An 11,306-nucleotide genomic window follows, 5' to 3' on the forward strand; every position below is an offset into this window, starting at 1 on the left:
TGTTCGCCCTGCTGGTGAACCAGCTGGTGGCCCGCAGTGGCCTGCCGGCAGACGCCCTGCTGAACATCGTGTATTCCACCTCCCTGGCCTTTGCGGTGGTGGCCCTGAGCCTGGTGGAGACCTACCGCGGCGGCATCCAGCAGCTGCTGTTCGGCGACATCCTCGGCATCAGCTGGAGCGATCTGGTGGTGATCGGCCTGCTGCTGCTGATTGCATTGGGCTATCTCGCCTTGAGCCTGCGGGCCCAGGTGCTGCTCACCCTCAACAGCGATCTCGCTGGAGCCTTCGGGGTGAGGGCCAACCGTCACCGCCTGATCTTCATCGTGCTGCTGGCGGTAGTGGTGGCGGTGTCAATCAAAGCGGTGGGAGTGCTACTGATCAGCGCCTTTGTGGTGATCCCTGCCTGCGGGGGGCGGCTCGTGAGCCGCCACTTCCCGCTCTATGCCCTCGCCTCAGCCACCTTGGGCGGCAGCTGTGCATTGCTTGGCCTACTGGGCTCGGGCCTCACCAACCTGCCCTCCGGTCCGTGTGTGGTGATCGTGCAATTTGCAGGATTCCTGCTGGCGCTGCTGGTCAGCCAGCAGACACGCAACTCTCCAGCAGTTGCCGTGCCAGTAGGGCCCCAAATTCCTGGTGCAGCCCCAGTCGACCAGGAATCACGCTGAGCTGATCAGCCGCCTCCCAGGCCAGAACCTCCATCTCTTTCTTTGAGCGCGGCGGAGCCTCAGCCGCCAGCACCACCTGCAGCGGGCATTTGAGCAACCGCGCCTGCTGCAGCCACCAGGTGCGATCACCTACCGGATCAAGGCCACCGCTCACGAAGGCCACGCTGGCAAAGCGCGCTCCGGGGCGGCGGGCAAGAAGCTGCTGTTCGCGGATCCGAGCCGGTGTGAGCAGGGCGGGGGCGACCCAGACATGACGCCGCAGCATCAGGCGCAGCAGCATTCGGCTGGTGTTGAGCCGGTAGAGCGCCGGGCCGATCCATGGTGCTGCCACAAGACTCCGCAGCCAGTTGAACTGCTGCTGCGGCAAGCCGGTCATCGTCGGCAGGGGGCCGCGCCAGGTGGGGGCCACCAGCACAAGCTCCTGCCACAGCCCAGACCATTCGGTGGCCAGCCCCAGGGCCACCGAGACACTGTGGCCGGCGGCAACCACAATTGGCAGCTGAGGGGTTGTGGTGCGGAGGTAGGAGAGCACGGCCCGCAGCGCCGAGCGCAGCAGGGCGGCGTCGTAGGCAATCGCTGGCCGGTCACTGTCGCCGAAACCGGGCCAGTCGAAGCTCACCAGCTGGCGCCGATCGCCCATCACATTCGCAAAGGCTTTCCATTCACCGCGGCTCGACACGGTGCTCAGCGCCGGCAGCAGCAACCAAAGGGGGGCCGCCGCATGCCCCCGGCGCTCCAGCACCAAGCGCAGCTGTCGGCCGGCCAGGTCAACCTGCAGGGTCTCCAAAGTCCCCCCCAGCTGCGGGGTCATGCAAACCCCCGCGCCCGCTCCTGGGACCTGCTGCCGGCGGTAAGAAAGTCAAAGCGATCAGTGCCGGGGTCGTAGATGGTGTAGTGGACGCCAGCCCCGATGCCGATCACCTGGCGCTTGGGAACGCTCTGCTGCTGGTGCCGTTGGCCCTCCAGATCCCGCACCTGCGACTCAATGCCGCCGCCAGTGAGTTCGATGCTGAACTGCTGGCCGCTGCGCGCTGTGAACAGCCGGTTCACCTCCATGCGGGTGAGCCGATCAAGCAACAACAGGGGTGAGCTGTCCGGGCCCAGGCTGTCTTCCACGGTGGCCGAGCTGCCATGCAGCAGGGCGCAGTCGAGCTCGATGAAGCCGAACTGCAGCTCCGCCAGCCAGCCCATGTGGCCAGGATCCACGGCCTGGAGCAGGGCATCCACGGCCGTCTCCCCCTGGCTGAGGCGCAGGGCATCGGCTCGCCGCCCGCCCCGGTATCCCCGTTCGGCCAACAGCTGGTCCTCCCACCAGCCATATAGGCACTGCGGCTGCAGTTCGCCACGACGCGGCTGCTGCAACCGGCTCAGCAGGGCATCGCAATTCCGTGCCGGACCGATCACATCCCCCAACACAAAAAGGGTGTCCACCCGCCGGGTGTGGCGCAGATCTTCCTGGATGGCCTCATAGGCCTCCAGATCTCCGCGCAGACCACTTATTAAGGCCCAGCGTGCCATCAGCGCTCACACACGTGGCTGGCGTCATCGGCCCGCTCGGCGTATTCGAAGCCATGGCGCAGTCGCCACGCGAAGATCGCCGGCAGGCCGGATTCGACGATGGCCCGGCAGGTGCGCTCCACGTCGTAGGCCACCTCCCGGATCTCCACGCTGTCCGCGGCTTCGTCGTGAATCACGTAAGTGGCGTTGGTGTTGCCATGGCGCGGCTCACCCACCGAGCCGGCGTTGATGATGCGGCGCACCGGCAAATTGATTTCTCTTTCTACAGATGGGCCGCCGCTGGCTACACCTTCCTGCACGCGCACCCGGATCGATCCATCCCGCAGCTCCCTCACATAGGGATGATGGGTATGACCACAGAACAGGGTGTCGGCTCCGGCGGTTTCGACCCGCTCCAGCGCCGCGAAGGCATCCATGTTGGGCAGCAGGTATTCGTGCTGACTGTTGGGACTGCCATGGACGAACAGCAGCCGATCGCGCCGCAGCGACATCGGCAGGTTGGCAAGAAAATCCTTGTTCTCCTCGCTCAGCTGATCGGCCGTCCACTGATGGGCCAGATGGCCTCGCCTTTCCGCCAGCTGGGAGGGGTAGCTGCAGTCGCAGGCGTTGAGGCCTTCGATGATGTCCTCATCCCAGCAGCCCTGGCAGGTGGGGATGGCGCGCTGACGGATTAACTCCACCACCTCATTGGGCTGGGGGCCGTAGCCCACCAGATCGCCCAGGCAGGTGATGGTGTCGATGCCCTGTTGGTCGATGTCGGCGAGCACGGCCTCCAGGGCGGCGTGGTTGGCGTGCAGGCAGGAGATCACGGCGTGGGCCATGGCGATCAGGCGGAAGGGGATGAATGGGGCAGGGCTTGGCTCAGCAGGCAGTCGGCGAGGGTCACCTCTATGGCGGCAGGTTCGAGGTCCTTGCCCTGCACAACGAGGCGCGACATTCGCTCCGGGCGGCAGTCAGGGGGGGCGATCGTCTGCAAAGGCAGAAACTGGGAGCCCTCCTGGCTCACAATCCAGTTGCAGAAGAAGGCCCGGCCATCGGGCAGGTTCATTAGGGCCTTGGCGCGGTACACATCGCCATAGGCAGCGTTCACCAGTTCAAACCAGAAGCTGCTCAGGCTGGCCGGATCCCACACACTCCCAGCCAGGTTCCTTTCCCAGGACTGCAAACTGCTGAAATCCAGGGTGTCCTGGCGGGGCAAGGCGGTGTCTCGCCCGAAGTGCAAATGCTCGTCGGGCTTGAGATGCAAGGCCTCCAGTTGGGGAATCACGCGCCGGTCCACCCCACCAAGACCCGATTCCGTCGGCGGCTGGAACTGGGGTAGTTCAATCAGCGCCAGAAGGTGCTCCGGCCTTGGTGCCAGGGCCTGATCGAGATCGGCCAGATCCAGCAGCCTCGGGCACTGGTCCTGCAGGTAGGCCAGATCGATACCGCCGTCAGGCGCCTGGGCTAGCCCTTCGTCGGGGTAGCCGGCCAGCCGCAGATACCCGCATGGGCCTCGATGAGCCTGGACCCGCTTCAGAATCCAGCTGGTTTTACCGCAGCCAGGCGGTCCAGAGATCAGCAGGGTCTGGCTCATGGCAGCGCTACGCAGGCCTCGAGCTGGGCCTTAAGCGTTGCCTGGTCAATGCCCTTGCCGATCACCACCACTTTGGTGTGGCGCTCTGAGCCATCGGGCCAGTCGGAGTCATCGATCGTGAAGCGCTTGCCGCAGAGGTGAAACAGGTGGCGCCGCTCGCTTTCGCGGAACCAGAGCACCCCTTTGGCGCGAAACACCGATTCAGGCAGCTGGATGTCAAGGAAGTGCTGGAAGCGCCTCAGATCGAACGGCGCGTCCACCGCCAGGCTCACCGAACTGAAGCCCTCCAACTCCGGGGTGTGGGGATGGTGGTGATGCTCGTGGTGGTGGTGATCCCCGTGGTTGTGATGTTGTTCATGGGCATCTTCCTGGGCCTGGAGCGATGCCAGGCGATCAGTTTCAAACAACCCCACGCTCAGCAGCAGGCCCAAAGGAACATCACCACGGCTGGCCCGCAGAATTCGTGCGTCGGTTTTGATCGCCCGCAGCTCGGACTCAACCTCCTTCAGCCGTTGCTCATCCACTAGGTCGGCTTTGTTGAGCAGAAGGATGTCGCCATACACCACCTGAGCGCGAGCGATCGGGCTTTCGAGGGCTGTGACGCTGAAGTGTTCGGCATCGATCACGGTGATGATCGAATCGAGCCGCAGCCGATCGCGCAGGTCCCCGGCCATGAACGTCATGGCCACGGGAAGCGGATCGGCTAGGCCGGTGGTTTCCACCACGATCAGATCCAGTGGCTCGGGGCGTTCGAGCACCCGATGCACCGCCTCCTGCAGCTCCCCATTGATCGAGCAGCAGATGCAGCCGTTGCTGAGCTCCACCATCTGATCACTGGTGGCCACCACGAGCTCGTTGTCGATCCCCACCTCACCGAATTCATTGACCAGCACGGCGCTGCGCAGCCCCTGCTGGTTGCTGAGGATGTGGTTAAGCAGGGTGGTCTTACCAGCGCCGAGGAAGCCGGTGAGCAGGGTGACGGGCACCTGAACGACCTGCTGACCCATCTACCCACCCATTACTGAGAACGGTTCTCATTCTGACTGATCGATGGCCCCTTTGGCCAGGGATTTCGGCAGTCCAGCGGTTGCTGGTCCAGAGGGCCTGGCAGTGGCAGATTGTGCACATGCACACAAAAATGCTCGATGTCCACGCCTGAGCGCCATTGCACCTCCAGCCGCGAGGGCAAGGTGATGCTGTCCTGCTGGATCCCTGAGAAGCTGCGCCAGGAGCTGGATCGTGTGTGGGCCGAGAAGAGCCTGCGTCCCCATGGGAGAACGCAGAACGGCATGGAGCAGATGATCCACAACTTCCTGCAAGGCCAGGCGGTGAGAGACCAGTAGTCGAATCACCGACCCCTGACCTGCACACCGATCACCCCCGCGCCGGGTGAGCTAGTCACGCTGAACTTTGGACCCCATGCCAGAAGAACCATTAATGCTCGTTGTCAAATCACCTCGCCTCTGATGCAGGCAGTAGTGATAGTGGAATTGGAAGATGCAAATAGCATGACCCATCTCGACGACAAGTCAACTGTTCAAGTAGATCTCCACCGTGCGAGTCGTCCACGTGGCGATACCGCTGCCAAAAAAGTCTTGGTCCTCCGTCCAAATGGCGCACTCCAGTTGCAGGCCAAGCGCTAGTGCAGGCCAGTCATCAGCATCGCGGATTCTGGCCAGCGCCTCCGCTCGAGCTGACTCGAGTGCCGTGTCCGCCACCAGCTGAACAACACGCATCAAACTGAGCAGGGCTTCTGCGCAGAGCACTTCATCGAGGTTCTTTTCTCTGGCGAGATCAGCGATGTAGCCCGCCGCCTCGGCGACATTGGCTTCCGCGACAAAGAAGTCCACTCGATCGGCGTAATCGGCGATCAGGTTCCTCACCCGCACGCCAAGGCAGCCACGAATCAAAATGTTGGCGTCAAGGACGAGTCGTTTGCGCTCCACCTTCAGTGCTGCTGGCGCCGCTGACGCCAAGCCTTGAAGTCAGCACTCAGCTCCTCCTCTGTTAGGCCAAGGCGCTCCAGCTCGGCCTGCATCAGCCGGCCGGCTTCCAGCAGTCGTTCCCGCTCATCCCGTTCAGCCGGCTGGGGCAGGGGTACGTAGAGGCCAATAGTGCGGCCGTGGCGCGTCACCTCAATCGGCGTCACCGACTCAAGGTGAGAAGCCAACTTGGCCCTCAGCTCACGAATGCCGACACGGACGGTCACTGTCTTGGCCATACAAGTGTGTACACCTTAGGACTGGTCCAACCGATTCGGCTTAAGCGTGCCAAACACCCGTTCACCAATCAACGGCTGCACCAGGCTGCCGATGCCGCCTGAGCCGTAGCTGGCACCAAACTCCAGCACGGTGAACAAGGTGTACTGGGCATAGGGATCGACACCTGCATCACCTGCGGCATTGAGCAGGGTTAGATCACCAAGCCAAATTGCGCCCTCGCAGGGAGCCACAACAGTTTTGCTGGCAGTTGAGACACGCCGGCCGTTCTGACTCCACTCCAGCTCCCTACTCAGCCAGATCGCACCAGGGTGCGGTGGCAGCCGGCTGGCGCGGCAGATGTAGCCCTGGTAGGTGAAGTCCCCGGTCTCCACCCCCGGGCCGTTTTCCTTGGCGGAGATGTAGTTGGCCCGCTCCAGAAAGCACTCGAGGACATGGGCCGCCACCACCGGCGAGGTGGTGTCACCAGGGGTGGCGTTTTCGCCCAGCAGCAGGCGGGCATTGGCAAATGGCTGCAAGGGGGTAGGGCCCCACAGCGCTGAGTTGCGCTGGTGCATGCCACTGGTTAACTGGCGGGGGCTGATCATTGCCAGCGCTCAACCCCTCAGCAGGGCCGCGCTACCAGTCACCCCGGCGGCAGCAGCTGTGAACTGAACCCAGCTGGCAAGCCCTGGCAGCAACAGGCTCAGCTGGTCGGCGTAGCGGCGCCGCTGGTTAATCAGGGCAGACGAATTAGAGCGGGGATTGGCATAGACGGTCTCGCTCTCCTGGCGCAGTAGTGCCGTGTCGTAAGCGATCACGTCGGCTTTCTGCAGCGGTGCATCTCCGCCCGCTGCAACCGAACCAGCGATCGGCCCGGAGGAGGACTGTTTCTCGATTGCCTTGCCCGGTGTCAACTACGTAGGCGGGCGCGTTGCCTCGCCGCATTTGTTACCCGTTTAATTGTCACCTTTGCTTTAGCTCCTCTTTCCTGTTGAGCTGGTTGTTTTCCTGCTCTTGGAATGCCTCCATCTGCATGCCCACCACCTGTTCGGCATTGGCAACACGCCAGTCCGTCATCCGTCGCTGCAGGGTTCGCAGGCTGCCGCCATAGAGCCCGGGTTGTTCGCGATCCAGCCTCTGCATTGCCTGCTGGCCTGTGAGTAACGGATCTGCCAGCAGCCACTCGAGAACTAGATGCCAGCAACTCAGCGTCGGGTCTGCCCGAGTGCGATACGTGCGGGTGGGCGTTTGCCAGCCGCCCCGTTTGGCAGGTTCACTCCGCTGCCATAACAGCCGCAGGCTGTTCAAGAAGCTATCCAGCTCCTGGGAAGTGGTTGAGGCGGATTCTCTTTCCTGGTCTGGCTCGCGCCCCCCATTCACCAAGGCCGCTTGGTTGTGGCGGATCGTCCCCAGCAGGGCGACCGGGTCGCATTGTTGCTGCAGCTTCTCGATGCGTTGGCGGCCCTTGCGGCCCATGCCTCCCCATCGCAGCAGCCGATCAGCTGGGGTGAGCGGTTCGTCATGGCGGCGGCGGGGACGGCGGCCCTCCCGCAGGTCAGTCTCCTCAAACGGGATTCGCTTGGCCGATGGTTGATAAATGTTGGTGAACAGGCGCAGAGCGGCATACAGCTGGCAGAGCCGCTCCAACTGCTGAGCTCCTTCCAGCCGGCGGTGCCCCACTACGCGGCGCACCAGCATGCCGTTCTTCTGTTCCACCCAGGCCTGGTCATTGGATTTGTAGGCCCGTGATCGAGTGAGTTCGACTGGCACGCGGGCCTCGGCGCACCAGCGCTCGAACTCCTCGTTCATGAATACGGTGTCGTTGTCCACGTCGATGCCGCGCAGAGGCATCGGTATCAGCTTCCGCAGCTCCTGGAGCGCTGAGCGCACCAGCAGGCCATCGCGGCTGGGAAGCGGGACACATTCGCTCCAACCACTGGCCACATCGGTGAGCACCAGCGTCCACAGGAACGGGCCCTCCATGCGCCCACCGCAGTGGGCCACCAGATCCATCTCGAACCAGCCGGGCTCGACACCCTTCCAGCCATTGAACGTGCGCACCGTGGTGCGCCTGCGCACTCCGGTGACGATGCGCGAGCGGCGGCGCCGATGCTGACCGCCCTGGGCAGAGCGAGCCGGTGCCAGCAGCCGATCAATCGTGGCCGGGCTCACCTGCAGCAGCAATCTCTTGAGAACCGGTTCGATCTCCAGGTGACCATGGCGCTCGAGAGCCTCCACAAGGGTGGGCAACACCGCCGCCAGGCGTTTGCCGCAGAGATGGTCGCTGGCCTCCCACAGGGTCTCCAGTAGTTGCACCACCTCGGGGCCATAACGCCTCCGGCCGAGCGCCGCCGCTGATTCGTGATCAGCGCCAGCACGGGCCGGTGGACCCCCATGGTCCGCAGGCTGCTGGCGCAGCAACCGCAGCACCGATTTGCGGTGATACCCGCTGAGTTCCACCAGTTCATCCACCAGGGCACCCTTCTCCTGGTAACTGAGCAACTGGTAGCGGCTACGGGCTGTCTCCAGCAGCTGCCTGCGCCGCTGACGCTGGAGCCGGCTTTCACCAGAGCTGGATGCCGACGCCAAAGGAACAAATTGACTGAGGCAACACTATATGACTGGTAACAAGAATTGAGATTCAACGCCCCCGCCTATCTAATTGTCGCCATGCACTCACGCCAGATCCGTTGCACTCGCTTGTGATTGATGCTCCAGCCATCAAGCCTCAGCCGCCGGTAGACAAGCCGCCGGCCCCAGCGCACATGGCGCCGCGCCAGCTCACGGATCCGACTGCGCAGCTTCTGCTCCTCGATGTCTGCCAGTGGCACAGGGCGCCGCTGGGTATTGCGGTGTTGACCTGTCAACCGGCAGGCACGCCGCTGGGAAACCCGGAATCGATCCTGCAGAACCACCACGGCCCTGCGACGACGCTCCGGGCTTAGAAGTTTCCCGTCGCACCGCAAGGTGCGCCTCACAGCGCAACAAGCTCCTTGAGCATTGCCTTATCCAGTTCAGCATCTGCGAGTAACCGCTTGAGGCGGGTGTTCTCCTGCTCAAGCTCCTTGAGGCGTTTGGCCTAAGTCGCTTTCATCCCGCCATATAGCTGCTGCCAGCGGTAATAAGTCGGAGCTGAGACCTCCAGAGCCCTGCAGACATCGGCGACGGTTTGGCCTTGGTTAAGCAGTTGTTCCGCGGTGCGCAGCTTGCGGATGATCTGCTCGGGGTTGTGGCGTTTGCGTTTCATGGGGCTTATCCTGGCCAATTCTGGCCGGTAGGAAAGCTCTCATAAGGACTGGCTCAGTTTCCGGGGTCCACATCACCTGGGCCTGTTGGTCATTGAGCTCGATCGCGATTCCCACCGGCGCTCTCCAACTGAAGGACTGATGGCATCCACGTTGGCACCTCCGTTGGCGGATGGCTTGCAGCGGATTGATCGGTTGCGCGGGGAAGGCTTGCTCCGGTCCTCTCCAGTTTGAGGCCATCCTGACGCCGGACCTCCGCTGGGATCGGTCCCGTCGCTGCGCCAGCAGCTGAACGGGGTGGAGTGAGGCCCTATTCATCTATTGCTGCCAGGGCCGTTCAGCGCAGCAGCCCTGGTAGGCGGCGAATCGGCCGCACCTACAGCGAGCTGCCGGAGAGCCGAATCTACTTTCAATCGCCTGTCGATGACCGAGCGCAGCAAGCTCGATCGCGAGATCACCAGCAACGTGGCAGGTCAGCGCCTCAGCGCTGGCGATGTTGCTTCAGGTGACAGCGACGCCAGCAGCGATTTCACCGCGATAACCCTGCTGGTGGCCAGCCGCCACAAGCTGCAGGGCTGATACAAAGTTTAGCAGGAGTCGGTTCCGGCAGGCGCCGCGCCATTGCCAGCAGCGCCGTGATGTCGTGCATCACTGCCTGTAAGCCAGTCCGGATCGAGCGGAACCCAGCCAGGCGCAGCAGATTGAGGGCTGCTGTGCGCAGCGTGGCCATCACACCGGCGCCATTACCCCGGTAGCGGTGGGCGTCCTCACGGAGCTGGGTGTCACGGATCCAGTGCCAGCCCTCAATGCTCCAGCGGTCGCGCACCAGTTGCAGCAGTGCTTCTGGCGTGGTGCGCAGGCTCGTCAGAAACAGGTGGGTGGCTTGAAACGGCCTGCCGTCATGAGTGCCTCTGGCCGTGACTTCCACGATCCAGCTGGTGCCGATCCAGGCCTCGCTGATGTGCTCTGGAGCCTGTTTGGCGCGCAGCGTCCAGGCGATGTCGCGGCCGTGGCCAATCTCGTAAACGTCCGCCACGAAAGGAATATGCCGCTTTCCGTGGAACTGAGATCGGATCTGACGATGCAACGTCTTCTGGTTGCCTTTCACGGTCAGCAGGAAGTCGGCTCCCTGCTCCTTGAGCTGCCGAAAAACGGTTTCTGGGTGTGCAGGGCATCCGCCTGGATCAGCACGCCGCACAGATCCAGCTCGCCGAGCAGCTGCCGCAGCACCGCCCGCTCGTGGTTTTCGCCGGTGGCGTAGCAGGCCTGGCTGATGGCCACACCGAGGGCGGCCGAATACAGCGTGACCTGGGCAATGAACGCCGAGCCACCACAGGTTGTTGGCACAATCGACCCTCGCAAGGCCTTGCCGTCACACACCAGCTGATCGAGATCTGCTGCGCCACCTGGGATTTGGGCGATCGTCCAGTCACGGATCGCAGTGCACAGGGCGGCCACATCCACCTGTTGGAAGAAGTAGCGGAACGAGGAATCCGATGGCGGCCGCCGCAACGCCAGGCCGAGTGCCTCGGTCAGAACGCTGTGGTGGCGGATGGCGAAACGCTCCAGATCCCGCAAGCTCTGGCATCCACTCAGGATTCCGAGCACGGCCAGCAGCAGCAGATACCAGGCCGGAAACCGAACCCCGCGCCGCATCCGCGCATCTGGGATTGACCTCAGATAGCTGATCAGGTCGAGATCGGTTACGGCGGAGGCGCTTTCAGGCACAAGGAGGGGGCGATTCAGCCGACCTCAACCCATGCTGACAGCCCCGGCAAGGACGCCTGTGACGGACTTTGAATCAGCCCTGCCACAAGCTGTTGCTCAAGGGCTCCGATACGGCGGAGAAGTTGCGCGAGTCGCTGCAGCAATTGGGGGCTGTGGGCGTGGATGAGTTGATCGCCCTGGAAGTGATCTGGCAGCCCGAAGGGGTGAGCGAAGTGCTGAACACCGATGCCTTGATTACGGCCTATCCGGATTTGCAACATCTATGACATTGGATTCATGGCACCAACAGGCTGAGTATTGACTTCTCATGGGCATTCCGGGATGCCTGACAGCTTTGATGCACTGCACCGTAAGGGACAAAACTTTTAGGGTT

The 11,306-nt window shown here is 63.1% G+C and carries 16 protein-coding genes and 1 pseudogene; 4 read left to right on the plus strand and 13 right to left on the minus strand.

Annotated features, from left to right (window positions below):
* Nucleotides 1-665, plus strand: a 665-nt coding sequence (locus KBY85_RS07850; RefSeq protein WP_254960960.1) for a metal ABC transporter permease, incomplete at its 5' end; no start/stop codon positions are given.
* On the opposite strand, the gene KBY85_RS07855 is transcribed toward KBY85_RS07850, so the two are convergent.
* The 5 genes from KBY85_RS07855 to KBY85_RS07875 are packed head-to-tail and all read right to left on the minus strand — an operon-like array spanning nt 574 to nt 4,766.
* A complete protein-coding gene (locus KBY85_RS07855) occupies nt 574-1,476 on the minus strand; it encodes an alpha/beta fold hydrolase (protein WP_254960961.1) in 903 nt (300 codons plus the stop codon). The genes KBY85_RS07850 and KBY85_RS07855 overlap by 92 nt on opposite strands.
* On the minus strand, nt 1,473-2,183 hold the full coding sequence (locus KBY85_RS07860) for a phosphoesterase (RefSeq protein WP_254960962.1): 711 nt from the start codon (nt 2,181-2,183) through the stop codon (nt 1,473-1,475). The genes KBY85_RS07855 and KBY85_RS07860 overlap by 4 nt, the downstream gene beginning before the upstream one ends.
* Nucleotides 2,183-3,004: a metallophosphoesterase gene (locus tag KBY85_RS07865; protein WP_254960963.1), complete on the minus strand. Its 822-nt coding sequence runs from the start codon at nt 3,002-3,004 to the stop codon at nt 2,183-2,185. The genes KBY85_RS07860 and KBY85_RS07865 overlap by 1 nt, the downstream gene beginning before the upstream one ends.
* A gap of 5 nt (nt 3,005-3,009) precedes the next feature.
* The gene (locus KBY85_RS07870) at nt 3,010-3,759 is read right to left on the minus strand and encodes a GTP-binding protein (RefSeq protein ID WP_254960964.1); all 750 of its coding nucleotides are present in this window, start codon (nt 3,757-3,759) and stop codon (nt 3,010-3,012) included.
* The gene (locus KBY85_RS07875; RefSeq protein WP_254960965.1) at nt 3,756-4,766 is read right to left on the minus strand and encodes a GTP-binding protein; all 1,011 of its coding nucleotides are present in this window, start codon (nt 4,764-4,766) and stop codon (nt 3,756-3,758) included. The genes KBY85_RS07870 and KBY85_RS07875 overlap by 4 nt, the downstream gene beginning before the upstream one ends.
* A 138-nt stretch (nt 4,767-4,904) precedes the next feature.
* Between KBY85_RS07875 and KBY85_RS07880 the strand changes: the two genes are divergently transcribed.
* On the plus strand, nt 4,905-5,102 hold the full coding sequence (locus tag KBY85_RS07880; protein WP_254960966.1) for a hypothetical protein: 198 nt from the start codon (nt 4,905-4,907) through the stop codon (nt 5,100-5,102).
* 186 nt (nt 5,103-5,288) lie between these two features.
* On the opposite strand, the gene KBY85_RS07885 is transcribed toward KBY85_RS07880, so the two are convergent.
* The 7 genes from KBY85_RS07885 to KBY85_RS07915 form a co-directional block, all read right to left on the minus strand.
* A complete protein-coding gene (locus tag KBY85_RS07885; RefSeq protein WP_254960967.1) occupies nt 5,289-5,735 on the minus strand; it encodes a PIN domain-containing protein in 447 nt (148 codons plus the stop codon).
* Nucleotides 5,708-5,968: a prevent-host-death protein gene (locus tag KBY85_RS07890; RefSeq protein WP_254960968.1), complete on the minus strand. Its 261-nt coding sequence runs from the start codon at nt 5,966-5,968 to the stop codon at nt 5,708-5,710. Before KBY85_RS07890 ends, KBY85_RS07885 begins: the two co-directional genes overlap by 28 nt.
* A gap of 27 nt (nt 5,969-5,995) precedes the next feature.
* Complete coding sequence (locus tag KBY85_RS07895) at nt 5,996-6,565, minus strand: hypothetical protein (RefSeq protein ID WP_254960969.1); 570 nt, start codon at nt 6,563-6,565, stop codon at nt 5,996-5,998.
* 9 nt (nt 6,566-6,574) lie between these two features.
* Nucleotides 6,575-6,874: a hypothetical protein gene (locus KBY85_RS07900; protein WP_254960970.1), complete on the minus strand. Its 300-nt coding sequence runs from the start codon at nt 6,872-6,874 to the stop codon at nt 6,575-6,577.
* A 49-nt stretch (nt 6,875-6,923) separates the two neighbouring features.
* Nucleotides 6,924-8,549 carry a transposase gene (locus KBY85_RS07905; RefSeq protein ID WP_254960971.1) on the minus strand — a complete coding sequence of 542 codons (1,626 nt, stop codon included), beginning with the start codon at nt 8,547-8,549 and terminating at the stop codon, nt 6,924-6,926.
* 65 nt (nt 8,550-8,614) lie between these two features.
* Nucleotides 8,615-8,878 carry an IS3 family transposase gene (locus tag KBY85_RS07910; RefSeq protein WP_254960972.1) on the minus strand — a complete coding sequence of 88 codons (264 nt, stop codon included), beginning with the start codon at nt 8,876-8,878 and terminating at the stop codon, nt 8,615-8,617.
* 161 nt (nt 8,879-9,039) lie between these two features.
* A complete protein-coding gene (locus tag KBY85_RS07915; RefSeq protein WP_254960973.1) occupies nt 9,040-9,207 on the minus strand; it encodes a transposase in 168 nt (55 codons plus the stop codon).
* A gap of 319 nt (nt 9,208-9,526) precedes the next feature.
* Between KBY85_RS07915 and KBY85_RS16055 the strand changes: the two genes are divergently transcribed.
* Nucleotides 9,527-9,784, plus strand: a complete 258-nt coding sequence (locus KBY85_RS16055) for a DUF1517 domain-containing protein (protein WP_396121830.1) — start codon at nt 9,527-9,529, stop codon at nt 9,782-9,784.
* Here KBY85_RS16055 and KBY85_RS16060 read toward each other — a convergent pair.
* Nucleotides 9,735-10,933 (minus strand): annotated as a pseudogene (locus KBY85_RS16060) (ISAs1 family transposase). The gene KBY85_RS16055 and the pseudogene KBY85_RS16060 overlap by 50 nt on opposite strands.
* A gap of 92 nt (nt 10,934-11,025) precedes the next feature.
* Here KBY85_RS16060 and KBY85_RS07935 point away from each other — a divergent pair.
* Nucleotides 11,026-11,199, plus strand: coding sequence for a DUF1517 domain-containing protein (locus tag KBY85_RS07935; RefSeq protein ID WP_254960976.1), 174 nt, complete (start codon nt 11,026-11,028; stop codon nt 11,197-11,199).
* The last annotated feature ends 107 nt before the right edge of the window (nt 11,200-11,306 follow it).

The sequence above is a fragment of the Cyanobium sp. BA5m-10 genome, from assembly GCF_024346255.1.
GTDB classification, from domain to species: Bacteria; Cyanobacteriota; Cyanobacteriia; order PCC-6307; family Cyanobiaceae; genus Cyanobium_A; species Cyanobium_A usitatum.